Below are 23,981 nucleotides of genomic sequence, written 5' to 3'. Positions count from 1 at the left end.
AAAATCCCTCTCTTAATGTAAAATGCTTTATATTTTATCTAAATTTTGATAAATTAAGTGTTAAATTTGCAAAATTTGGTTATCTTTGTGTGAATAAGATGTGAATAAAACTTGAAAGTGTGTGAATGAAAATTTTAGGAATAGACCCAGGAACTCGAAACTGTGGGTATGCGATAGTGCAAAAAGATGGTGTGAATGTAAAATTAGTCGAGGCGGGATTAATCAAAATCAAGCCAAGCACACTTAATTATCAAATAACTGAGCTTTGCGAGGGGCTTGATATAGTTTTTAAAAATCATGAGATTGATGAAGTTGCGATTGAGGATATATTTTTCGCTTTTAATCCAAAAACAGTTTTAAAACTAGCGCAATTTCGTGGAGCTCTCTCACTTAGAATTTTACAAATTCATGGCGAATTTAGTGAGTATACGCCACTTCAGATAAAAAAGTCAGTCACTGGAAAAGCAAAAGCTGATAAAACTCAAGTCGCTTTTATGGTTAAAAAAATTCTAAACATCAAACAAGAAATAAAACCTCTTGATATAACTGACGCTATCGCTATAGCTTTAACTCACGCAAATCAGCTTAAATTTAAAGCTCAAAAGATTAAATAAATTTAATCAGATAAAAGTAAAATCAATTTAAATTTAAGCTTTTGTTAAAATTTATAGCTGCTTAAAAATGTGATAAATTTAGAAAAAGAGTGAATTTATAGTCGTTTGTGAAAGCTTTATAAATTTAAAGTTTATTTTTATAGAGTATAAATTTGCCTTTAAATTTATAAAAAATGTTAGTCAAAAAAGCGGCTAGATTTCTTGATATAAACAAATTTTACTTATAAATATGATATTCTTTTATAAATAAAATTTATTCTCATAACTAAATTTAACTTTGCTTTTAAATTTAGAACTAACACAAAAATTTATCATAATCACACTTAGAAGAGAAACTAAATTTATCTCACATTTAGCATCTGGCAAGCGCTTCTATCGCCTAGTTTGCAAGCTTTTGCAAAAAGGCTAGTTGCTTTTTTTATATCTTTTTTAACGCCATTTCCATTATCATAAAGCACGGCTAAATTTAAGCAAGAGTAGCTACTGTTGTTATCGCATGCTTTGCTAAAAGTTTTAAAGGCCTCATCATACTCGCCAATTTGTGTTTGCATATATGCTTTAAGCTCGCAAGATACGCCAAATTTAGCTTTACAGCCTCTATCAAAATAGACCCAAGCACCCTCTAAATCACTCTCTTTTAAGTATGTCATACCGATTTGCGCACATGAGAATTCATCGCCTTTTGTGCAGTTTTCATCATATTTTTTAAACTCATTTTCACCGCTTTGTGCATATAAAAAAAGTGCTAAAAATGGCAGTAAAATCAGCCTTTTCATATCTTTTCTCCCATACAATCTTCAAATATAAATTTATGCTCCTCTGGTAGAGCTTGAAAAATAGCATTAGCTAAATTTCTAATTTCCCAAAGTGCTGCTTTTGAGCTTCTAAGAGTTAGAAAATTTTGCAAGCTTCTAGCATTCACACTCCACGTAAGTTCAGTCTTATAACACTCTGGAAGCGCGTATTTAGCGATATCGATTGTAGAAATTTCTTGTAAAATCAAACGCATATTTTCTAAAGCTTGAATGCTAAAGTTATCGACAAACTCATTTCCAGTTAGTACGATATAGCGACTTGCATTTTTAAAATCGCCTTGTTTAAACTCGCTCTCTTTTTTAAGCTCTTTTAGCGTGTAGCGAGTCGATTTTACGCTTAGACTTGCCATGCGGTGACGTGCTAACTCTTGTAAAAGAGCTCTTGAAATGCCTTTTATATAGAAGTTATAGTTTAGATGTTCTAGCGTTGAGGCGTGTTTAAATTTATTCCCAACTCTATCGATTAACTCGCAGTCTTTTTCTCCGCCATTATCGCTTTTATCAAAGCTTTGCCAACAAGTTCGAATGGCGTTTGAACAGATTAAAAGTGGCGTGTAATTTAGTAGTTTGACTTCCATTTTTATCCTTTATAAAATCATCGCAAAAATCGTGCCAAAAATCAAAAGTGGAATGTTATAAAATATAAATGTCGGCACGCAAGTGTCATAAATATGGTTATGTTGTCCATCAAAATTTAGTCCCGAAGTTGGCCCAAGTGTGCTATCGCTTGCTGGACTTCCAGCATCTCCAAGCGCAGCTGCAATCGCAATTAGCATGATTATCGATGGTGTATCAAAGCCAAGTTGCACGCATAATGGACAGTAAATCGCTGCTATTATTGGAATAGTTCCAAAACTACTTCCAATCCCCATAGTAACTAAAAGTCCAATTACAAGCATTAAAATTGCTCCACCAAGCTTTCCACCAGCGATAGTTGCTACTGCATTTACAAGTTCGCTAATCCCGCCAGTCTCCCTTAAAATCGTGCCATAACCAGATGCTACAAGCATAACAAAGGCGATAAAGCCCATTATCGCAAAACCTTTATCAAAGACCTCTTCCATCTTGTTGTATTTAATGCCGCCAGTTATCATCATCGCAATAATTCCAAGTAAAGCGCCAAGTGGAAGTGAACTATAAACTATCTGAACGATAAAAGCTACGATAATGCCAACTAGCGCGCCCCATTCGTGTAAAGTCATGCTAATATCATCTAAATTTTTTGGCATAGAGCTTTCTATATCTTTATATTCACGTGGTTTTCTATAAACGATAATCGCAAGAATTAGCCCTATTATCATAGGAATCGCGCCCATCCACATAACGCTTGAGATATCTTGTATGCTAACAGTTATGCCGTTATTTGACATCTCTTTTTGAATAATTCCAAAAAATATCAGACCAAATCCAACCGGAAGTGAGATATAAGGTGCTTTAAGACCAAAAGTTAGCGCACACGCCACAGCACGACGATCGATCTTCATCTTATTCATCAGTGGAAGAAGTGGCGGGATAAGTATAGGGATAAATGCGATGTGAATAGGAACTAAATTTTGCGAACAGCACGCAATCAGCGCAAGAGTTAGTATAAAATATATCTTTTTATGACTTATGAAATTTGAAATTTTGTTAATTAAAATGGTAGTTAAATTCGTATAAGAAATCGCAGCTGCTAAAATTCCAAGCAGTATATATGAAAGTGCGGTTTCTAAATTTCCACTCATTCCGTTTATAAAAGTTGAGATTGTATTTTCTAAATTTATGCCTCCAACAAGTCCTGCAACTACGGCAGATACGAGTATGGCAAACATCACATTAAACCTTAAAAGGCATAAAACCATCATCAAAATAACGCTGATTAAAACTGGGTTTGTAAGCACGATTTTCCTTAAATTTAAAATGCAAAGTTTATTATATTTAAACCGTGCTTAAATTTTGTTTTTTTACCTTAAATTTAGTCTGATAATCTGCGTTTTTTCGCCATTGATTCCAAAGTCATTATCGTTAATTAAAATCCACTGAGTATCAGAAACTACTCCTAAAGCTTCGATTTTAGAAGGGAAATTTTTAACGCTATCTGTGTTAAAAATCAGCTCTTTTTTAAGTACGCTTTCATCTTTTGCATTTTTAACATCAACTTTATAAAATTTTGTTGTTTTGTTTATGCGTTCAAGTACGATTAAATCGCCATTTTCAAGCATACTCATCTCGCTTACTTTGACATCGTTTTGTTTGCGTTTCTTTTTGGTATTATCTTTTATAAAACTGCTTGCGTTATCTAGGGGATAATAAAGTTGTTTTATGAGTTTTTTAGTTTTTATATCAAAAAGTAAAAGCGGAACTTTTTTACTTGAAATTTCATCTTTATACGGGCTTTGAAGCATAGTATAAAGAGTGGTTGAGTCTGGGCTTATAGCAACTGCTTCAAAACCACGGTTTAGCTGGCGATTTCGCAGTTTTGCAGGGATGTTTTCAACTATATCATAATCAGCTTTAAACAAACTTTTTCCAACGCCATTTGGCACCCATCTTTCTTGAATCTCGCCTATAGAATTTGTTATAAAAATGCTTGGTCCATACTCATCAGCTATATAAAATTTTCCATCTTTATCCATACTAATAGCTTCTGAATCTATGCCATTTACATCATAATCTAACTCATTTAAGTCTAAATCGTATGAAATTTCGGTTTGTGGGTTTGAAATACCGCTTACTAAAGCTTTTGATTTTGTTCTGAGTGGAATTTGCTTTGTTACTTCAAATTTATTATTTAATAAATTTAACTTATAAATAGTTGGAGTAAATTTTGGAAATGGGAAGATTTTACCTTTTTTGCATAACTTTTTTCCTAAAATTTTCTTTGTGTCATCGCAGTCTATATTTGCCCCGCGATCTGTAATAACATATAAAGAATCACTCTTTTTATCATAAAACGCACCGCTTCCAAAACCAACATCAAGTTTTATAGGCATTTTAACGCCAACATCGCCAAAAGGCATATTTACTTCTTGGATTTGGTATTGTGTTGCAAAGATTGAAGAGGTTAAAAATGCAAGTATTAAAAAAGCTTTTTTCATAAATTCTCCTTATAAATTTAGGTATTTTAACAAGGTTTGGAAACATTTTGATGATAGATAAAATTTACAAATTACTATTTTAGGTAAAAATATAAAGTTATATTTTTGTATAAATTTAGTTTTTTAATATTTAATGTGTTAAAAATTTAAAAGCAGTTTTAAACACGGCTTTTGCGCACTATTATATTTGCGTAATTAACATAAATTTAGTTAGTTTTATAATATTTTACAATTCAAATACAAAGTATAAAATTTACAAATTTAGGATTTTAAATATACTTAAAAACTTCAAAAATAAATTTAATTTTTATACCAAAAAAATGTAAATTTAGCGCTTGAAAACTAAATTTAACCCTATTTTTTAAGCCCAATCTCTTGTAAAAACTTCAGTGCAACATCGTGTGCGTCTTTTCCATTAACCGCGACATCATAGTTCATCTTTCGCATTTGTTCATCGCTAATTTTGCCATTTAGCTTATTAAGCGCGGTTTCAAGCTTAGGATATTTTTCAAGCATAGAAGCCTTAACCATAGCAAAGCCTTGATATGGCGGGAAAAAGTTTCTATCATCTTTTAAAACGACAAGATTATACCTTTGAAGTTCGCTATCTGTGGCGTAAGCGTCGATTAAATTTACTTCACCGTTTTTTAGCGCTGTGTAGCGAAGCTTTGGTTCAAGTAAGACAACTTTTTTAAACTCAAAGCCATAACTATCTTTTAAGCCCTTATATCCGTCATCGCGGTCGTTAAACTCACGTGTAAATCCGGCTATGATTTTATCTTGAACATGGTTTAAATCTGATATATTTTTAAGTCCAAATTTATCTGCAAAGTCCTTTTTAACGGCGATTGCGTAGGTGTTGTTGTATTTCATTTGTCCAAGTGTAATTATGTCAAACTCGCTTTTTAACCCATCTTTTGCTTGTTGATAAACCGCATTTGCGCCACCACTTTTTGGTGCTTGTTTTAGCAAAGAAACCACCGCAGTTCCGCTAAATTCTGGATAAATATCGATGTCGTTTGAGCGAAGTGCATTAAAGACAAAGCTAGTTTTTCCAAGTCCACTTTTTAACTCGATTTTTAAATCCGGCATCTCATCGTGGATTAAAATTTTATAAATATTTATTAATATTTCAGGCTCGCTGCCAAGTTTTCCAGCTATAACTAAGCCCTTGCTTTGGTGATTTAAGGCTAAATTTAGTCCACCAAAGACAATGATAACGCCTATAAAACAAGCCAAAATTTGTTTTAGTTTTAACACTGAGATTTTACGAAGCAAGTAATCAAACCCGATTGCCAAAAGTGCCGCAGGAATCGCACCTAGTAGGATTAGCGCGTTATCATTTCTATCAAGTCCAAGCAGTATTAACTCTCCTAGTCCACCAGCACCGATTAACGCTGCTAGAGTCGCTGTTGCGATGATTAAAACCATAGCTGTGCGAACTCCAGCCATAATCACAGGCATTGCAAGTGGAAGTTGAATTTTTAAAAGTCTTTTAGCCCAGTTCATACCCATAGCACGAGCTGCGAGCGTATAGATAGGATCAACACCATTTAGCCCAGTGTAGGTATTTCGTAAAATCGGAAGAAGCGCGTAAACTACAAGTGCTATAACAGCTGGAGTCGTGCCGATACCAACAAATGGTATCAAAAGTCCAAGCAAAGCTAGTGATGGAACGGTTTGCATAACGCCACTTAAGCCTATGATAAACTCAGCAAATTTCTTATGATAACTTAGATAAATTCCAAGCGGAATAGCGATAACAAGGGCGATAATAAGCGAAAGAAGCGAAATTTGTATGTGAGTTAGCGTGGCATTTATAAGCTCATCGCTTCGCTCGTTTAAAGTGAGTAAAACTCTGTTCATTTTGTCCCCATTTTGGCTAGTTTCAAGCACTCATCTTTACTATAAAGTCCATTTCTATGGCGAAGTCCAAGAGCGATAAACTCTTTTATAAACTCATCTTCGTTTGATAAAAGTTCATCTTTGCTTGCGCAAAGTAGCTTTTCTCCGCCATTTATAATACAAATTTGATCTCCTAAAAGAAGCGCTTCTTCGATGTCGTGAGTCACAAAAATAATCGTTTTTTGCAGATGACTTTGGAGTTTTTTGATATCTTCTTGAAGCGATGAGCGAGTAGCAGGATCAAGTGCGCTAAAAGGCTCATCCATCAAAACATAGCTTGGATTTGCCGCTAATGCCCTAGCTATCGCAACTCGTTGAGCCTCGCCGCCACTTAGTTCGTTTGGCATGCGATTAGCATAAATTTGTGGGTTTAAATTTACCATTTCAAGCATCTCATAAACGCGGTTTTTTATGCGTTTTTTATCCCAGTTTTTAAGCTCTGGCACGACGGCGATGTTTTTAAAAACATCATAATGTGGGAAAAGCGCGACTTGTTGAAGCACATAGCCCATATCTTGACGAAGTAGATTTATATCATAATCAAGTATATTTTTAGAATCTATAAGAATTTCCCCATTCGTGGCATCTTCAAGGCGGTTTATCATCTTAAGCGCGGTTGTTTTGCCACCGCCACTTGGACCGATAAATATGACAAATTTCGCATCTTCGATACTCATCGACATATTTTTTATCGCTACGTTGCCGTTTGGATAAGTTTTATAGACATTTTTAAACTCTATCATCGCGCCCCCAAATTTAGCCTTGTTTTTTAAATTTAACTTTTTATCTTTATAAACTGCTAAAAATTTTATGGATTTTAAGGCTAAAGTCTAGCATTTTTAAACTTAAAAAGCTAAGTAGAATATGGTTTAAATTTAAATTTATAGGTTTGATTTTGAATTTGTATCGCATTTTCTTAAGTTTTATTTAAAAAAACTTTGCTACCCTGAAAGCATCGCTGAATTTAACACAAAGGAGCAAATATGAATAAATCAAAACCCAGTTGGGTGTTTTATACTTCAGTAACTGCGATTTTGTCTTTAATGGCATTTTCACTATTTTTTCAAGAATTTTCTACCTCATTTTTCAAAACCGGACAAAGTATCATAACAAACAACTTTGGCTGGTTTTATGTTTTAAGCGTTACGATTATTGTTATTAGCGTGATTTATCTTGGATTTTCAAGGCTTGGCGAGATAAAACTCGGTCTTGATCACTCACAACCAGAGTATAAAAATTTCTCATGGTTTGCTATGCTTTTTAGCGCTGGTATGGGAATCGGGCTAATGTTTTTTGGTGTAGCAGAGCCACTTATGCACTATTTAAATCCACCAACAGGTGATGCAAAAACAATTCAAGCAGCAAAACAGGCTATGAATATCACATTTTTTCATTGGGGGCTTAGTGCGTGGGCGATATATGCGATAATCGCTATCATTCTTGCATTTTTTAGCTTTCGTCATAACCTTCCACTTACGCTTCGTTCGGCATTTTATCCATTGATTGGTGATAGAATTTATGGTAAATTTGGCGATATGATAGATGTGTTTGCGGTAGTGGCGACTCTTTTTGGCGTGGCAACTTCGCTTGGATATGGCGTTATACAGGCAAATGCTGGGTTTAACTATATATTTGGTGTTTCGATTTCTACAACTACTCAGATGATTTTAATAGCCATTTTTACGCTTCTTGCTACAGCTTCTGCGGTATCTGGCATAGGGCGAGGGATAAAAATTTTAAGTAATATAAATATGATAATGGCTGTAGCGCTTTTAATCTTTATACTTCTTACTGGAAATACCATATATCTAGTTCAAAGTCTAGTTCAAAATACAGGAAATTACATCTCCACTTTTATCACAAATACATTTAACCTATATGCTTATGATAAACAAAATGAAGTTTGGCTTGGTGGTTGGACGCTATTTTACTGGGCGTGGTGGCTTGCGTGGTCTCCTTTTGTAGGGCTTTTTATCGCAAAAATTTCAAAGGGCAGAACTATTAGAGAATTTATCATCGGTGTTTTGTTAGTGCCGACTGGGTTTACTTTTATGTGGATGACATTTTTTGGAAATAGCGCTATTAAGATAGTTCAAACCTATCCAAAACTTGCACAAATGGTAAATAGCGACGTTTCTTTAAGCCTGTATATGTTTTTAGAAAAATTCCCAGCAAGTGGCATCATAAGCGTGTTGGCGACAGTTATGATAATTATCTTTTTTGTTACTTCGGCAGATTCTGCTTCTACGGTTTTAAATATGCTTTGTTCTAATGGCAACGATAAAACCGCGCTTTGGCAAAAGATATTTTGGGGCTTGAGTATCGGAGTAGTGGCTATGGTGCTGATGTTAAATGATGGACTTGCAGGGCTTCAAGCCATGACTATAATCTTTGCTTTTCCATTTACTATCGCTTTGATGGTTGCTATTTATGGGTTGTTTAAAGCGCTTAAGATTGATTTTGCTAAGAAAAATACTCAAATTTTTAACCCTGCACCGATTAGTCAAAACTCCAAATCTTGGCAAGAAAGACTACGAGATATCATATATCTACCAGAGCAAACGACAGCTCAAAGCTTCGTAAAAACAGTAGTCGCGCCAGTATTTTTTGAGATTAAAACTGAATTTAAAAAAAATGGACTTAATTCAAAAATCATAACCGACAAAGCAAATCACAAAATTCACATCGTCGTTGCGCTAAAAGATGAGAGTGATTTTTTATATGGTATAAAGCTTGTTGAGCGGGAAAAACCAAGCTATGCCAGTAAAGATGACTCATACTACCGCGCTGAAGTCTTTTTAAAAGAAGGCGGTCAAAACTACGATGTATTTGGCTGGGCAAAGCAGACGTTGATAAATGACATTGTAGAACAATACAGAAAGCATATGCAATTTTTACATATCGTAAGATAAATTTGATAAAGACTTTACCTTTTGCAGCTGTTTTGGTGTGGAGTAAAATTTGGCTTTAAATATGGGTTTGTATATCTAAATTTACAATTAAATCATATAGCTATAACTTTTGCAACTTATGGTATAAGTTAAGTAAATTTCTGTTTTTAAAATATTTTTAAAGATAGAAATTTACTAAAATTTAGACAATGGCTAGTAAAATGCATTTAAATCAGGTGCTAAAATCATTAGTTTGTTTAAATTTATAGGTTAAATTTAACTTATGTTTTTAGAAAAATATCTATAAATTTATAGTTTTATCTTAATTTGTTAAAGCTAATATTGCTATTTCAACACTATCTGTCTTTTAAGGGTGTAAATTTAAGATTCATACTTTTAGTTCCTTATAGTTTTATTTTTCAACTATAAGTAATTATATGAGTTTTCATGACTTAGTACCGCTAATAGCAGGCTGTTGTTAAAAAGGTTGGGTAAAACACGAATTTGCGACTTACTCAACTTTTTATGCTAAATAATAGCTATTTAGCAAGTTTGAGTGATTAACAAAGGTCCTAAAAATGCAGCTTTGGTATCGGATAATGTGTAGTTTGGTGGAGCCAAGCGGGATCGAACCGCCGACCTCTTGAATGCCATTCAAGCGCTCTCCCAGCTGAGCTATAGCCCCAAATTTTATAAATTTAAAGATAAAACCGCCATGAAAACTAAAATATCTTTAAATTCTATATAAACAGATGTAATTTTACTATAAATTTCTTACGCTTTCCTTTAAATTTGAATAATTTTGTATAAATCTTGTCTATCAAATAAAATTTTAAGTTTAAATCTGCTATTATTTGATTTCATTAAAAATTTGCGGGAATAGCTCAGTGGTAGAGCACAACCTTGCCAAGGTTGGGGTCGCGAGTTCGAACCTCGTTTCCCGCTCCAGTTGTTTGTACCTGCCCGGGTGGCGGAATGGTAGACGCAAGGGACTTAAAATCCCTCGGAAGTTTTTTCCGTGCCGGTTCAAGTCCGGCTCCGGGCACCATTATGGTGCGCTTTAGTGTAAACGTTATGCATGGCGACATGGCCAAGCGGTAAGGCAGAAGCCTGCAAAGCTTTTACCCCCGGTTCGAATCCGGGTGTCGCCTCCATATTTAAAATAAGGAGATTACATGCGATTTATATTTGCAATTCTTGTAACAACTATATTTTTTGTAGGTTGTTCAAATACTTGGCAGGGCGTAAAACAAGATAGTAAAGAAACAGCTGATTGGACTAAAGAAAAAGTCAATGAAGGCGCAACTTTTGTCAAGGAAAAAACAGAATAGAGTTTAAAACTCTAAATTTATAATCTCATTATTGAGATTTACTCGGGAGATGGCTGAGTGGTCGAAAGCGGCGGTCTTGAAAACCGTTGAGGTGAAAGCCTCCGGGGGTTCGAATCCCTCTCTCCCGGCCACCTTTTTTAAAATCTTTATCTTCTAAAATTATCATATATTTTATCATACATTATTTTTCAAACCATAAAATAAAAAAATGCGTATAAAACATACATCAAATTATCGACAGCTACAATGGTTTAAGCGGTATAATCAACCCTTGGCGGTATCGGCGTCTTGTTGTATAAGGCAAACATTTTTAAATTTAAAAGCGAAATTCTTGCTTAAATTTAATATACAAAAGCAAAATTTGTTCATTATTTTTTGATTAAATTCAGTGTAGAATTCCAAAAAGGCTAGTTATGAAAGAGCTAAATTTAGACGATATAAAACGGCATTGCTTGGCTAAAAAAGGCGCTTTTAGTGAGTTTAGCTTTGGTGATGATACGCTTGTTTTTAAAGTTGGAAATGAAAAAGTAAGCATAGATGAGCAAGGAAAAGTAAAACAAGCAGCAAAAATTTTCGCGCTTATTTTTACTACCAAAAAGCCACTTTGGTTAAATTTAAAAGCAAACCCAGCCGAGTCTTTAGTTTACCGTGAAATTTATAGCTTTGTAAAGCCAGGTTACCATATGAACAAACGCCACTGGAACACGCTTGTGCTTGACCGCAATGCTGAAAAAAGCGTAGTTTTTGAGATGATAGATCAATCTTACGAGCTAGTAATAGCAAAACTTTCAAAACAAATCAGAGAAAAGTTGCTCTAGATTTAGGTAAATTTTTAACAAAATATATATATTTATGTAATTTTTATCACATACATTCTAAAAAATATATGCTAAACTCACAAGAAATTCAAGGAGACAGGATGTCAAAGTTAGATAAAACTTTGCGAATCATCATAGGTATTATCATACTTGTGGTGTTTGGTGCGATATACCCAACATGGTGGGCGCTAATAGGACTTATCCCGCTAATTACGGGCTTAGTAGGATTTTGTCCGATTTATAAAATTCTAGGCATTAGCACAGGTTGCTGCTGCTGCTCGTGCGATAAAGATAAGCACTAAGCAAAAATTTGGCTTTTAAGTTAAATTTTAGAGCAAAAATAAGTTTTGTAAGGCTAAAGTAAATTTAGCCTTTTATCTTTTATATAGTAAATTTATAACCAAATTTAAGCCACAACTCTTTTTGTTCGTTGTCCTTTGCTGAGTTATCAAACTCTTTTTCAAGCTCTGTGTAGATAACTTGCGTTGTAAAGCCCTTCCAGTAAGGCGCAGAGTATATCATGCTTGCAGACCAACCCTTTGCTTTAAAGTTGTTAGCTTGTGAGTCTTGATCAGCGTGAACGTAAGCGGCTAGTGTTTGAAGTCCTTTTAAGCCAACTTCGTTAAAGTCGTAGCCAACCTCATACTTAAACGCATCAACTCCGGCGTGGTTTGAGTAGACATAAGGCCCACGAATCGGCAAACCTGTGTAAGTTGCAGGTGCGTTTCCAACGCCTACGATTAAAGAGTCGCTATCGCTTGTTGTTGTATAAGCAACCGAAGCGCTAAGCCCACCAAGTTCAGCCACACCAGCTCTTAAACCAAGTAAATCGCCCTCATACTTTAAGCTATCAAGCCCGCCACTTGTCCTTGAAGCACGATACTGCGCGTCAAATTTAAGTTTTAGCGCATCTAATGGAAGCTCATAGTTTGCCTCGGCAAAGTATAAATTTACATCGCCATTTTTATCTGTATTTCTCCAATTAACATCGCTAACTAGGGCGTATTGCGCTTGTAGGGTTAAATTTGGTATAGAACTGTTTTTAACGCCAACTGAGTAAACTCCATCAAAGTCATGTCCATAAGCGCCAGTTCCAGCTAGGATAACTTTGTCTTTAAAATAGGGCGCTCTACCGTTTTTATCTGTATTTACGTTTGAAGTTCTACCTTGAAATTTATAAAGATAGTTTGCATAAATCGTTGTGTTTTCTACATCGTTGCTTGTTATGCTAACGCCCTCAAAAGACTCTGTAAAGATTCGCGCTGGGTTTCCGGCTACAACAGGAGTGTTGATAAACTGGCGACCGATTTTTATATCGGTTTGATAAAATGTATATCCAAGATATGCTTCAGATAGCACCGCTCCAGTGGCGTATTGCTCTGTGTTAAACATCTTTTTAGCATTATCTTCAATGCCTGGAGTTGTGTTTGCTTGAAGTGTTAGACCAAATCTTAAGTTATAAAACGGATTGCTTTCATAACCAAGCAAAACGCCTAAGTTAAAGACATTTTCGTTGTGTTTAACATCATCGCTAAAAGTTCTATCCCAATACCAAGCTTTAAGTTCGCCTTTAATCTTGCCATTTTGCAACGCTTGAGCGAGCGAATCGGCTGCATTAAGGCTACAGGCGCACAAAGTAGCTGCAACTGCCAAACTGATTTTGCTAAGTTTCATTATCTCTCCTTTTCTTTTGTATCAATTTTTTTGATATATCGCAGAAGTTTACCATAAAATTTATATTTTTAGAGAAAAACAGCTTAAATTTATTGCATAAATTTACAATAAATTTAATATTTTAAAAAATTACTATAACAAATAAATAAATTTAAAGTATAAATTTGGATTTTTGAGTATAATCTTGCATTAAATTTGGAGAGGTTATGAAGTATTTTTATTCATCTTTTATTATAACTGCTATCGGGCTTGTTTTGGCGTTTTTCATCGGTGGAGTGGGTGCGATTTATATCTGTTTTTTGCTTTCTATTTTAGAAGTTAGCCTTAGTTTTGATAACGCTGTGGTAAATGCAAAAGTGCTAAATGGCATGGATGAGGTGTGGCGAAAACGCTTTATTATCTATGGAATTCCAATCGCAGTCTTTGGAATGCGTTTTTTGTTTCCGCTTCTAATCGTTTCAGTTGCCTCTGGTCATGGTATGTTTGAGACACTAAATTTCGCCATCTCACAGCCTGAAAAATACCATGAAGCCTTAAACGCACACAAGCACGAAATTTACATATTTGGCGGCGCGTTTTTGATGATGGTGTTTTTTGACTTTTTCTTTGAAAAAGATAGAAGCATAAGCTGGATAAAACTGCTTGAAGATAACGCTTTGGTGCGATTTTTAAAAGGCGTGCCAAACATAAATGTGATTTTGGCGGTTTTGCTTGGAATTTACATCACCGCGCTAACACAAAGTTCGCTTTATGCAACTGCTTATTTTAGTGCGATTTTGATACATATGATAATCTCTTCGCTTAATGAAATGTTTAGCATAGATGGCGTTACAAACGGTGTTATGGGCTTTTTATACCTCGAAGTACTTGATGCTAGCTTTAGTTTTGATGGGGTAATTGGAGCATTTGCGTTGAGCGATAATATCTTTATTATCATGATTGGGCTTGGAATCGGCGCGATGTTTGTGCGAAGTATCACGATATATCTGGTTGAAAAAAAGACTTTAATGCAGTTTTTATACCTCGAACACGGCGCGCATTATGCGATATTTGCGCTAGCTTTGATAATGTTTTTGAAAGTTTTTCACGAAGTTAGCGAAGTGGTGACTGGGACGATTGGGTTTGGGTTTATTTTGCTTGCATTTATCTGTTCGCTTTGGGAAAATAAAAGGCGAGATAAGAAGCTACAAGAGGTTCAAGCAAAGAATTTTGACTAAATTTTGTTTTTTGGTTGAGTGTGGTTGAGTTTGGTTGAGTTTGGTTGAGTTTGGTTGAGTTTGGTTGAGTTTGGTTGAGTTTGGTTGAGTTTGGTTGAGTTTGGTTGAGTTTGGTTGAGTTTGGTTGAGTTTGGTTGAGTTTGGTTGAGTTTGGTTGAGTTTGGTTGAGTTTGGTTGGCGCGGATTTTATTTAAATTTAAGTAATGCGTGTATTAAATTTGAGGTAAAATTTTGCGTTGGATTGGATTCGAAAGCGGGTTAAATTTAGTTTAATGTTTTAGCTAAATTTGGTCTAAAATTATGCAAAATTTGGCTTTAAATTTAAATTATTTTAGTTAAAATTTAGAAGTTTAAATATTTCAAATTTACTTTATTAAATTTAGCTTGAAAAGCTAACTAAAATTTATTTCAAAAAGTTAAATTTAGGCTATAAATGACTCGAATTTTAAGTTAAATTTGTCTTTTGAAATTAGATTTAGTTTTAAATCGTGAGACTATTTAAAACTAAATTGGGTCAATGATACGAATTAAATCAGACTTAAAACATAAAAAAATCACTCTGACATGCAATTTCTTCATATAAATTTCAAACCAAATCTCCATCGCTAGGCAAATTTTTCCTCGCAAAAAGATAGATTTTAAAGCAGCGCAAAGTATCGCAATCCAAGTGCGATTTAGCAAGGTGTAAGTTTGGAATTAAATTATAAATTTAAAGTTAGCTTTTGCGTGATGAAATAAATTTGAAGTAAAAATATGCTTATTTTATAAATTTAGCTTTTATAAAATCTACTTTGTATAATAAAAACTAAAATTTAAGAAGTCGTAATTTTAAAGTAACTTCAAATAAATAGATATGGCTCAAAACAAATTAAGCGGTTTTTCTCTTATCAATTTAAGTAAAATTTGATATAAGTTTTCTCTGTTATTAAACCTAAATTCACACTCTTTTAAGTGCAATATAAAATTATCTTTTCTATGCCTTTAAATTTACTTAACCTATGCTTTGCATAACCCCAGAAATTCTCTATACCATTTATGTAATTTTACCATTAGCGAATTCATTTTTGCAGTGTTTTACACGGTAATGAGCTTTTGCTCCATAATCCACTAAACCATCATAAGCTCTGCAACTATCAGAGTAAATAATACTCTCATTTAGCTCACTAAACTCTCTTAATATTGACACTAGCTCACTTGCACTGCAGTTTTTAACTACTTGTGTATAGACCTTACCATCTTGTTTTAACATACCAAATACTGGTTGTTTATTAGCTGCACCTGCCTCTTTTGCCTCTTACTCTTTTAGCTCCTTCTATTTACAGTTACTAGCAAAGCGAAGTAAAAAATAGCTTTCATCTATTTCTATCTCGCCATCAAATTTAGAAATTTTCTCGCATTCTTGTGCCATTAAAATTCTTATATCTTTTAGAATTTTATTGATAGAATTTCTAGAAATATTACAAATTTCAGCTATCTTTACAGCTTCTAAATCAAGGCAAAAATACTTGAGAATTTCACGAAATTTCTTTTCAGAAATTAGGAAACGGTATATGTATTTGTTTTTCATCGACAGCATAGTAGTTAAAACCCCTTTAAAAGTTTTTAACTTGTCTTGAGCCTAGATATTTTTAAATTTATTAAAAGTTTTGCGAAAGATTGTTTTTCTTTTGGCTGTTTTCGCTAATATTATCTAAAACAAAAGTAGAAAATTTATTAAATTTTTGCGTGAACTTTAGTGAAAATATTTATAAATATTAGTAAAATTATCTATATTTTAAAAACTACTAAAATTTTATAAGCCATTAAAGCGATAATTTGCTAGCGGTTTGGATAAATTTAGTCAAATTTTGGTTAATTTATCATCATATTTTCTTTTAAAAAATAAAATAATTATAAAATTTTATTAAAAAAATATTTACATAAATTTATCTTTCAGCAAATAAATTTAGTTAAAACTAGCACAAAAATACTTCAAAATAGCGCATTTAAAGTGTGATTTAATCATCAAAATAAAGCTAAACAGGCATGATAGCGGGTTTTAACTAAAGTAGCTGAGCAAAACATTTTAATACCAGCTAAAATATGCTTACTCAAACAAGTATTTTTACAGTTGCTAGAAATTTTAAGATACGATTTTCATCAAACGGCGCTGGTTTGATATGAAAACATATTTCGTTGCAAATTTCACACTAGCGCCAAATGCCAAAATATAAAACTAACTTTAACCAAACAATGTCGGCTCAAAACACTTTAAAACAAAGCTTTTGCGATGTATTTCACACTGACCAAATTTAGCTATCATATCGGTATGAAATTTCGTGCCATAGCCTTTGTGTTTTTCAAAACCATAGTTTGGATAAAGTGGCGATAACGCCTTCATAGCGCGGTCGCGACTGACTTTAGCTAGCACACTTGCTGCGCTAACTGCTGGGATTTGCGCGTCGGCTTTTATGAGAGTTTTTAGCCCACTTACGCCAAAATTTGTGTTGCCATCAAAGATAAAATCACACTCTTTAAAGTGAGATTTTATCGCTTCTAAACCCATTTTAAGGCATTTTGAAAGCCCAAGTTCATCGATTTGTAAATTTGAAAAGTTTAGTACTAAAAACTCACTATTCTTAACAATCTCATCGTATAGTTTTTCGCGCTTTTTTTCGCTTAGTTTTTTGCTATCATCAAGCCCGATAATTGGCACTTTTAAGATACAGCCAGCCATATACAAATCCCCAGCCAAAGCCCCACGCCCAGCCTCATCAATACCGCAAAGTCTATTTAAATCATCCATTTTCTCACCTAAATACTTAATGCAAACTGCCAAAATGGCACTATCTCGCAACGAATTCCTTCGATGCTTAAACTCGCTGAATTTCCCATGCTGATAACAACAAGTTTTGTAACTTTTAGCTCTTTTAGCCTTAAAAAAAGCTTTTTAAATTTCAAAAAAATCAAATCGCTTGAGCTAAAAGGTATAAGCAAAAAAGCGGTGTTTTTTGATGGGATATAAAAGTCAAGCTCGTCGGTATAGTATATCTTGTGATTTGTCGTTAAAAGTTCACAAAAAAGGGCGTTTGCTAGCTTTTTGTGAAAATCTTTTTTATAACTTAGACTATCTTGAAACGAAAAATCAGCAAAATAAAGCTTTTTAAGAGTTGAATTTGGTTCAAATTTATCAACAAAATATATCAAATTTTCATCTTCAAATTTGGAAAAAGTGGAGTAGATTTTATCTTTTGAGATTTTGATTTTCTCTTTTAAGCTTTTATAAATTCCAAAGGCGCTAAAGGTTGAATTTATAAATTTAACCGCTTCAATTAGAGCTAAAATTTCAGCTTTTTCGTAGCTGTAAAGTAGCATTTCTTGGTGGAAAATAGCTAGCTCATAAGATTGCAAAAATGAGTTTTTAAGCCCATTTCCTTGTGTTAAAAAACTTCCTAAAATCGCTCCAGGCTCGCCACCTTTTCTATCAAAAGCGATAAATTCTTCAAAGTCAAGGTTGTGTAAAACAAGCTTTGAAAAACCATTTAAATTCAGCGTATTTGAGCGAGTTGAGAGTAAAATTTTACTTAAATTTAAACTTTCTAAAAGTTTAAAATAGTTCTTGTGAGCTACTTTTAGCCCATCTATAGCGATAGCTTTTATATCTTTGTTTGTTTGCAAAAAAGAGGCTAAATTTGTAAAAATTTCATCTGTATCTAGGCGAATATCATCTAAATTGATATATAAAAATTCGCCTTTTTTCTCTTCTAAAAGTGAGTTTAACAAAACATAACTTTTGCCCGAGTTTTGCGCACCTATGATTAGCGTTTTGCTGTTTTTTATAGATTTTTTTCTATCTATAAATTTACTTAAATTTGGTGGATTTGCGTATAAATAGTCTAAATTTTTCATATTTTATTATACAAATTTTCCTTTTAAAAAGGAATAAAATATAAAATTTTTAAACGAGTTTAAATTCACATTTTACTAAAAGCAAGAAGAGTTTTGTCGATATGATTTAGCCTTTAAATTTGAATATTAGATTGAAGAGTAGTGTTAAACTTATAATCTAAAATTAAATTTATATATTATAAGTTTAATTTTTAATATAAAAATAATCTAAAATATATTTTATGAATATAAAATATAGCTCGTTATAAATAAAATAATAGTATAATTACTAAATTCTATAATTTAGAGGAGAAAAAAATGAGAAAATTATTTCTTATGGTTTTTGTGTTTTTATCTGTTTTTGCAAACGCACAAGTCCTAAAAGTAGGCATGAGTCCTGATTATCCACCGTTTGATTATATGAAAGATGGCAAGTTTGCCGGAGTTGATGCTGATGTTATGAATGCGCTTAGCACGAATTTAGGCTTTAAGTATGAGTTTGTTTCACTTCCTTTTAGCGAGTTAGAAACAAGTTTAGCAAACGGTTCAATCGATATGATCGCTTCTGCGATGACATCTACGCCAGAGAGAAAGAGTAAATTTGGCGTAAGTGAGCCATATTTTTTATCGGCTGATATGTTTGTAGCTTTGTCTGATAGAAAAGATTTGGTAAATAAAGAGTCGCTAGAGGGCAAAACTATTGCAGTCGTAAACAAAGACTCCCACCAAGAAAAACTTGCAAATTCCATAAAAGGCGCAAAAGTTTTGGTTAATGACTCGATTGTAAATGCCATCATTTTAGTAAAAACCGAAAGAGCTGATGCGATGATTATCGATAGTTTAAATTTGCCAGTTGTGTTTGATAATGACTTTGAGTATATGTCAACTATCGATAAAAATACTATCGCGATGATACAGTCTTTGGGGATTGATAAAAAACTTGATATATTTTATACAGAGTTTAACAGTGGCGGAAATATCGTTGTTTTGTTTAGCAAAAGTGTAAATCCAGACTTCATAACTCAAGTTAATCAAGAGATTAAAAACCTTAAAACTAGTGGCGAAATGGGTAAAATTTTAGCTAAATATGGACTTAGATAGTTTATCTTGCGCTATTTAAATTTGGTAAAATTACTCAGTAAAATAGTCTAAAATTTCCTTTTAAAAAGGAATTATTTAGACTATTATCACCTTATTACAATGTAAATTTATATGCTTTTTCTTTCTATTTTTAAAATGCTCTAGCTAAATATTTTTATGTAAATATAAATAAGATACTACGCGAATTTTATACTTGATTTTTCTTTTTTAAATTTGCTATTTTTTATATAAAAATATGTTAAAACTTATATTTGGCAAAATTAAATTTAGCGATTTTGATATAAAAACTGCGTGGAAATTTGTGATTGTTTATGAAAAATTTGCCTATTTTATTGCGCCATAGCAGTGTTAGAATTCTTAAAAATTTGTTGAGTTGTGCTATATAATTTTTTAAATTTTATGTCGCAGTTAAAACGCCGCGGTTAAATGCTAGCTTTAAAATATACATGGTTTTATAAACCTAACGATAAAATTCAACCAAAAGATAACAAATATGATAAATTTTAAGAATATGTTTAAATTTATAACATCTTTTGAAATATATTTTTAGAAAAGACAAAGTGAGTAAATTTTCCTTTTTAAAAGGAAATAAATCATATAAATTTAGCTAGAAAGAGTGTAAATTCTTGACATTGAAACTCTTTTTAAATATAATCTGAGTCTTTTATTTCGTATAAATAAAAGGTCACGCGTTGTGACAAGTTCTTTTTTAAAGGAAAATAAATGGAAAGAATCAGGCTTAAGCTTAAAGCTTACGACCATAGAGTTCTAGATCGCACAGTTGCAGCCATAGTAGAAGCTGTCAAAAGAACAGGCGCAGATGTTAGAGGCCCAGTGCCAATGCCTACAAAAATCAAACGCTACACAGTCTTAAAATCTCCACACGTTAACAAAGATTCAAGAGAGCAGTTTGAGATGAAAATTCACGCGCGTATGCTAGACATCGTAGCTGCGACTCCAGATACAGTTGATTCGCTTACAAAACTTGACTTAGCTCCAGAGGTTAATGTCGAAGTTCGTGCGATGGGTAAATAAGGGGAAGTCATGGAATATATCGTAGAAAAAATCGGTATGAGCAGAACTATCGGCAGAGTTAGTACGCCAGTAACGCTTTTAAAACTTGTAAATGTAAAAGTTTGTGAAGTTCGTGAAAACGGAAAAGCGATAGTTGCTTATGCAAATGGAAAAACAAAAAACAGAGCTATCTTAGGTCAACAAAAAAAATATAGCCTAAGCGCAGAATTTAACAAATTTGCAACTATGACAGTTTCTAACACAGAAGCAGGAGATCAAGACGTAGCGCCATTGAGCGAAGCTAAAATTTTAAAAGTTAGTTTCACTACAAAGGGTAAAGGTTTCCAAGGTGTTATCAAAAGACACGGCTTTGCTGGTGGTCCAAAATCTCATGGTAGTAGATTTCACAGACGCCATGGTTCAATCGGTAACTGTGAATGGCCAGGTCGTGTTCAACCAGGTATGAAAATGGCAGGTCAAACAGGAAATGAAAAAGTAACTGTTAAAAATGAGATTGTTAGCTTTGATGGTGATAGTGGAGTTATCGCTGTAAAAGGTTCAGTACCAGGATTTAACGGTGCTATGGGTAGAGTAAGGATAGTAAAATGAGTAAAATATTAGTATTAGATGAAAAGCTAGAAAAAGCAAGTGAGCTAGAGCTTCCTGCTACATATGCTGAAGTTAATTCTCACAACCTATATCTATATGTAAAATCTTACCTTGCTTCACTTCGTGCAAACACAGCGCAGGTAAAAACTCGCTCAACAGTAAGTGGCGGTGGTAAAAAACCATGGAGACAAAAAGGTCGTGGTGGCGCAAGAGCTGGTTCAACAAGAACTAATGTTTGGGTTGGCGGTGCAGTTGCATTTGGTCCAAGCACAGACAGAAACTACTTCCAAAAAGTTAATAAAAAACAAAAAAGACTTGCTTTAGAGTGTGCTTTAGAAGAGAAAGCAGCAGCTGGTAAACTTTTTGCTGTTGATAGCTTAGAAGTTGCAAGCGGTAAAACAAAAGATGCGAAAAGCAACATAGAAAAACTTGGTCTTAGAGATGCATTGATAGTTAAAAACGAATTAGATGCAAAAACTCTTCTTGCGTATAGAAATTTAGCAAACTGCTATGTTATCGATGCAAGTGAGATAAACGCATATCTTGTTGCAGTTTACAGTGCGGTTATCATCGAAAAATCAGCACTTGAATTTATAGTAAAAGAGGGCTAATATGGCAGATATAACAGATATAAAAACAATTCTTTATACAGAGAAAACTTTAGGCCTTCAAGAGAGTGGCGTAGTTGTTATACAAACTTCACCAAAAATGACTAAAAATAGGCTAAAAGAGATTCTTAAAGAGTACTTTGGTATCAATCCAGTTAAGGTAAATTCTCTAAGAATAGATGGAAAAGTTAAACGCTTTAGAGGCAAAGTTGGCGTTAGAAATGATTTTAAGAAATTCTATGTCAAACTTCCAGAGGGCGCAAGCCTAGAAAATGTAGGAGCATAAGATGGCAGTAAAAACTTATAAACCATACACTCCAAGTAGAAGATTTATGTCAGGTCTTAGCAGTGAAGATATCACAGCTAAAGCTAGCGTAAGAGGTCTTTTGGTTAAAATTCCTGCAACAGCTGGAAGAAATAACAACGGTAGAATTACAAGCCGCCATAAAGAAGCTGGTGCTAAAAAACTTTATAGAATCATCGATTTTAAAAGAAGAAAATTTGATGTTGAAGGTAAAGTTGAAGCAGTTGAGTATGATCCAAACAGAAACTGTAGAATCGCACTAATTAGCTATAAAGATGGCGAAAAAAGATATATAATCAAACCAAGTGGCTTAAATGTAGGCGATGTTATCGCTTCAGCTGAAGCTGGTTTGGATATAAAACCAGGCAATGCTATGAAACTAAAAAGCATTCCAATCGGTACAATCCTTCACAACATTGAGCTTAAACCTGGTAAAGGCGCTCAAATGGCTCGTTCAGCAGGCGGTTACGCTCAGCTTATGGGTAAAGAGGAAAAATATGTCATCTTAAGACTTCCAAGTGGCGAGATGAGAAGAGTTTTAGCTGAGTGTATGGCTACAATCGGTTCAGTTGGAAACGAGGACTGGGCAAACATAAGTATAGGAAAAGCTGGAAGAAACAGACACAGAGGAATTCGTCCTCAAACTCGTGGTTCTGCTATGAACCCAGTAGATCACCCACATGGTGGTGGTGAAGGTAAGAAAAACTCTGGCCGTCATCCAGTAACTCCATGGGGTAAACCAACTAAAGGTGCTAAGACTCGCCGTAAAAAAGCTAGCGATAAGCTTATAATTTCAAGAAGGAAAGGAAAATAGAGATGGCAAGATCACTCAAAAAAGGTCCTTTCGTAGATGATCATGTAATGAAAAAAGTTGTAGCAGCAAAACAAGCAAACGACAACAAACCAATCAAAACTTGGTCAAGACGCAGTACGATTGTGCCTGATATGATTGGATTAACATTTAATGTTCATAATGGTAAGAGTTTTATTCCGGTGTATGTTACAGAACACCACATTGGTTATAAGTTAGGAGAATTTGCTCCAACTAGAACATTTAAGGGTCATAAAGGCTCTGTTCAGAAGAAAATCGGTAAGTAAGGGTAAAAAATGAGTAAATCAACTATTAAATTTATCAGACTTTCTCCTACAAAAGCTAGACTTATCGCTAAACAAGTTCAAGGCATGAATGCAGAGTTTGCACTTGCGACATTAGAATTTACACCAAATCGTGGTGCTAAATATATAGCAAACGCTATCTCATCTGCAGTTGCAAATGGTGGTTTTGAGCCAGAAGAAGTTGTTGTTTCAAGTTGTCGTGTTGATGCTGGCCCGGTTCTAAAGAGATTTAGACCAAGAGCAAGAGGCACAGCAAGCAGAATTAGAAAACCAACTTCACATATAATGGTTGAAGTTTCAAAACCAAGTAAGGAAGCGTAATATGGGACAAAAAGTTAATCCGATAGGTCTTAGATTAGGTATCAACAAAAACTGGGAATCAAGATGGTTTCCTGCAAAAGATAGCTTGGCAGCAAACATAGGCGAAGATTATAAAATAAGAAAATTTCTTAAAACTAAACTTTACTATGCTGGCGTTAGTCAAATTATTATCGAAAGAACTGCTAAAAAAATTCGCATAACAGTCGTAGCTGCAAGACCAGGCGTTGTTATCGGTAAAAAAGGCGGAGAAATCGAAATCTTGAAAAACGAAGTAGCTAAACTAGTTGGAAAAGATGTAAATATAAACATAAAAGAAGAGAGAAGATCTGGTGCTTCTGCTCAACTTGCTGCTGAAAATGTTGCTATGCAACTAGAGCGTCGTGTTGCGTTTAGAAGAGCGATGAAAAAAGTTATTCAAAATGCACAAAAAGCAGGCGCAAAAGGTATTAAAATTTCAGTTTCAGGCCGTTTAGGTGGTGCTGAGATGGCAAGAACTGAGTGGTATTTAGAGGGACGTGTTCCGCTTCATACACTTAGAGCGAAAATTGATTATGGTTTTGCAGAGGCTCATACAACTTACGGTAATATCGGCGTAAAAGTATGGATTTTCAAAGGTGAAGTTCTTGCTAAAGGTATCCAACCAGAAAAACAAGAAGACGCTCCTAAGAAAACTCGCAGACCAAGAAGGAGTAAATAATC

The 23,981-nt window shown here is 33.9% G+C and carries 24 protein-coding genes, 5 tRNA genes and 1 pseudogene; 19 read left to right on the top strand and 11 right to left on the bottom strand.

All coding sequences use genetic code 11. From position 1 onward, the window contains the following. Positions 1-125: 125 nt before the first annotated feature. Positions 126-614 (top strand): crossover junction endodeoxyribonuclease RuvC, encoded by a 489-nt coding sequence (ruvC, locus tag CGEO_RS10015; protein ID WP_075494349.1) that lies wholly within the window; start codon positions 126-128, stop codon positions 612-614. 341 nt (positions 615-955) lie between these two features. Here the strand turns inward: ruvC and CGEO_RS10010 are convergent, their stop codons facing one another. The 6 genes from CGEO_RS10010 to CGEO_RS09985 form a co-directional block, all read right to left on the bottom strand. Then, positions 956-1,390: a tetratricopeptide repeat protein gene (locus tag CGEO_RS10010; RefSeq protein WP_075531234.1), complete on the bottom strand. Its 435-nt coding sequence runs from the start codon at positions 1,388-1,390 to the stop codon at positions 956-958. Then, on the bottom strand, positions 1,387-2,007 hold the full coding sequence (thyX, locus tag CGEO_RS10005; protein WP_075539972.1) for an FAD-dependent thymidylate synthase: 621 nt from the start codon (positions 2,005-2,007) through the stop codon (positions 1,387-1,389). Before thyX ends, CGEO_RS10010 begins: the two co-directional genes overlap by 4 nt. A 9-nt stretch (positions 2,008-2,016) precedes the next feature. Next, positions 2,017-3,309: a Na+/H+ antiporter family protein gene (locus CGEO_RS10000; protein ID WP_075494352.1), complete on the bottom strand. Its 1,293-nt coding sequence runs from the start codon at positions 3,307-3,309 to the stop codon at positions 2,017-2,019. Between the two features lie 63 nt (positions 3,310-3,372). Continuing rightward, the gene (locus tag CGEO_RS09995; RefSeq protein WP_075539973.1) at positions 3,373-4,506 is read right to left on the bottom strand and encodes an esterase-like activity of phytase family protein; all 1,134 of its coding nucleotides are present in this window, start codon (positions 4,504-4,506) and stop codon (positions 3,373-3,375) included. 354 nt (positions 4,507-4,860) lie between these two features. Continuing rightward, on the bottom strand, positions 4,861-6,372 hold the full coding sequence (locus CGEO_RS09990; protein ID WP_075539974.1) for an ABC transporter permease/substrate-binding protein: 1,512 nt from the start codon (positions 6,370-6,372) through the stop codon (positions 4,861-4,863). After that, positions 6,369-7,154, bottom strand: coding sequence for an ABC transporter ATP-binding protein (locus tag CGEO_RS09985; RefSeq protein ID WP_082255620.1), 786 nt, complete (start codon positions 7,152-7,154; stop codon positions 6,369-6,371). The genes CGEO_RS09990 and CGEO_RS09985 overlap by 4 nt, the downstream gene beginning before the upstream one ends. A gap of 240 nt (positions 7,155-7,394) precedes the next feature. On the opposite strand from CGEO_RS09985, the gene CGEO_RS09980 reads away from it, so the two are divergent. Further along, positions 7,395-9,323, top strand: coding sequence for a BCCT family transporter (locus tag CGEO_RS09980; RefSeq protein ID WP_075494355.1), 1,929 nt, complete (start codon positions 7,395-7,397; stop codon positions 9,321-9,323). Between the two features lie 588 nt (positions 9,324-9,911). On the opposite strand, the gene CGEO_RS09975 is transcribed toward CGEO_RS09980, so the two are convergent. Next, a tRNA-Ala gene (locus CGEO_RS09975) sits at positions 9,912-9,987 on the bottom strand. A gap of 188 nt (positions 9,988-10,175) precedes the next feature. Here CGEO_RS09975 and CGEO_RS09970 point away from each other — a divergent pair. The 7 genes from CGEO_RS09970 (at position 10,176) to CGEO_RS09940 (ending at position 11,753) form a co-directional block, all read left to right on the top strand. Then, positions 10,176-10,250 (top strand) — tRNA-Gly (locus tag CGEO_RS09970). Positions 10,251-10,263: 13 nt separating this feature from the next. Next, positions 10,264-10,350, top strand: a tRNA-Leu gene (locus CGEO_RS09965). A gap of 32 nt (positions 10,351-10,382) precedes the next feature. Next, positions 10,383-10,456 (top strand) — tRNA-Cys (locus tag CGEO_RS09960). Positions 10,457-10,477: 21 nt separating this feature from the next. After that, entirely contained in the window at positions 10,478-10,633 is a 156-nt protein-coding gene (locus tag CGEO_RS09955) for a hypothetical protein (protein ID WP_165589827.1), read from the top strand. 43 nt (positions 10,634-10,676) lie between these two features. Beyond that, positions 10,677-10,764 (top strand) — tRNA-Ser (locus CGEO_RS09950). Between the two features lie 282 nt (positions 10,765-11,046). Beyond that, positions 11,047-11,451 (top strand): MmcQ/YjbR family DNA-binding protein, encoded by a 405-nt coding sequence (locus CGEO_RS09945; protein ID WP_075539975.1) that lies wholly within the window; start codon positions 11,047-11,049, stop codon positions 11,449-11,451. Between the two features lie 101 nt (positions 11,452-11,552). Next, entirely contained in the window at positions 11,553-11,753 is a 201-nt protein-coding gene (locus CGEO_RS09940; RefSeq protein ID WP_075494357.1) for a YgaP family membrane protein, read from the top strand. Between the two features lie 79 nt (positions 11,754-11,832). Here the strand turns inward: CGEO_RS09940 and CGEO_RS09935 are convergent, their stop codons facing one another. Next, on the bottom strand, positions 11,833-13,125 hold the full coding sequence (locus CGEO_RS09935; protein ID WP_075539976.1) for an OprD family outer membrane porin: 1,293 nt from the start codon (positions 13,123-13,125) through the stop codon (positions 11,833-11,835). Between the two features lie 206 nt (positions 13,126-13,331). Here CGEO_RS09935 and CGEO_RS09930 point away from each other — a divergent pair, with 206 nt between their 5' ends. Next, on the top strand, positions 13,332-14,342 hold the full coding sequence (locus tag CGEO_RS09930; RefSeq protein WP_075539977.1) for a DUF475 domain-containing protein: 1,011 nt from the start codon (positions 13,332-13,334) through the stop codon (positions 14,340-14,342). A gap of 858 nt (positions 14,343-15,200) precedes the next feature. Here the strand turns inward: CGEO_RS09930 and CGEO_RS09925 are convergent. The 3 genes and pseudogenes from CGEO_RS09925 to CGEO_RS09915 all read right to left on the bottom strand — a co-directional run bounded on the left by CGEO_RS09925 (position 15,201) and on the right by CGEO_RS09915 (position 18,230). Further along, a pseudogene (locus CGEO_RS09925) lies at positions 15,201-15,918 on the bottom strand (IS1595 family transposase). 645 nt (positions 15,919-16,563) lie between these two features. Continuing rightward, positions 16,564-17,127, bottom strand: coding sequence for a ribonuclease HII (gene rnhB / locus CGEO_RS09920; RefSeq protein ID WP_075539978.1), 564 nt, complete (start codon positions 17,125-17,127; stop codon positions 16,564-16,566). Between the two features lie 8 nt (positions 17,128-17,135). After that, the gene (locus CGEO_RS09915) at positions 17,136-18,230 is read right to left on the bottom strand and encodes an ATP-binding protein (RefSeq protein ID WP_075539979.1); all 1,095 of its coding nucleotides are present in this window, start codon (positions 18,228-18,230) and stop codon (positions 17,136-17,138) included. Between the two features lie 297 nt (positions 18,231-18,527). On the opposite strand from CGEO_RS09915, the gene CGEO_RS09910 reads away from it, so the two are divergent. The 9 genes from CGEO_RS09910 to rpsC all read left to right on the top strand — a co-directional run bounded on the left by CGEO_RS09910 (position 18,528) and on the right by rpsC (position 23,979). Beyond that, the gene (locus CGEO_RS09910) at positions 18,528-19,310 is read left to right on the top strand and encodes a substrate-binding periplasmic protein (protein ID WP_075531227.1); all 783 of its coding nucleotides are present in this window, start codon (positions 18,528-18,530) and stop codon (positions 19,308-19,310) included. Positions 19,311-20,033: 723 nt separating this feature from the next. Then, the gene (gene rpsJ / locus CGEO_RS09905) at positions 20,034-20,345 is read left to right on the top strand and encodes a 30S ribosomal protein S10 (protein ID WP_033917195.1); all 312 of its coding nucleotides are present in this window, start codon (positions 20,034-20,036) and stop codon (positions 20,343-20,345) included. Between the two features lie 9 nt (positions 20,346-20,354). Further along, positions 20,355-20,933 (top strand): 50S ribosomal protein L3, encoded by a 579-nt coding sequence (gene rplC, locus CGEO_RS09900; protein ID WP_075492940.1) that lies wholly within the window; start codon positions 20,355-20,357, stop codon positions 20,931-20,933. After that, a complete protein-coding gene (gene rplD, locus CGEO_RS09895; RefSeq protein WP_075492941.1) occupies positions 20,930-21,544 on the top strand; it encodes a 50S ribosomal protein L4 in 615 nt (204 codons plus the stop codon). The genes rplC and rplD overlap by 4 nt, the downstream gene beginning before the upstream one ends. Position 21,545: 1 nt before the next feature. Further along, entirely contained in the window at positions 21,546-21,827 is a 282-nt protein-coding gene (locus CGEO_RS09890; RefSeq protein ID WP_075492942.1) for a 50S ribosomal protein L23, read from the top strand. A 1-nt stretch (position 21,828) separates the two neighbouring features. Next, positions 21,829-22,659, top strand: coding sequence for a 50S ribosomal protein L2 (gene rplB / locus CGEO_RS09885; protein WP_075492943.1), 831 nt, complete (start codon positions 21,829-21,831; stop codon positions 22,657-22,659). 2 nt (positions 22,660-22,661) lie between these two features. Beyond that, entirely contained in the window at positions 22,662-22,943 is a 282-nt protein-coding gene (gene rpsS / locus CGEO_RS09880; RefSeq protein WP_075492944.1) for a 30S ribosomal protein S19, read from the top strand. 9 nt (positions 22,944-22,952) lie between these two features. Then, positions 22,953-23,282, top strand: coding sequence for a 50S ribosomal protein L22 (gene rplV, locus CGEO_RS09875; RefSeq protein ID WP_075492945.1), 330 nt, complete (start codon positions 22,953-22,955; stop codon positions 23,280-23,282). Position 23,283: 1 nt separating this feature from the next. Next, on the top strand, positions 23,284-23,979 hold the full coding sequence (gene rpsC / locus CGEO_RS09870; RefSeq protein ID WP_075492946.1) for a 30S ribosomal protein S3: 696 nt from the start codon (positions 23,284-23,286) through the stop codon (positions 23,977-23,979). The last annotated feature ends 2 nt before the right edge of the window (positions 23,980-23,981 follow it).

This window comes from Campylobacter geochelonis (assembly GCF_013201685.1).
In the GTDB taxonomy this organism is placed as follows: Bacteria; Campylobacterota; Campylobacteria; order Campylobacterales; family Campylobacteraceae; genus Campylobacter_B; species Campylobacter_B geochelonis.
Note: the sequence above shows the minus strand (reverse complement) of the source record. Positions and strands in the feature narration are given on the sequence as shown.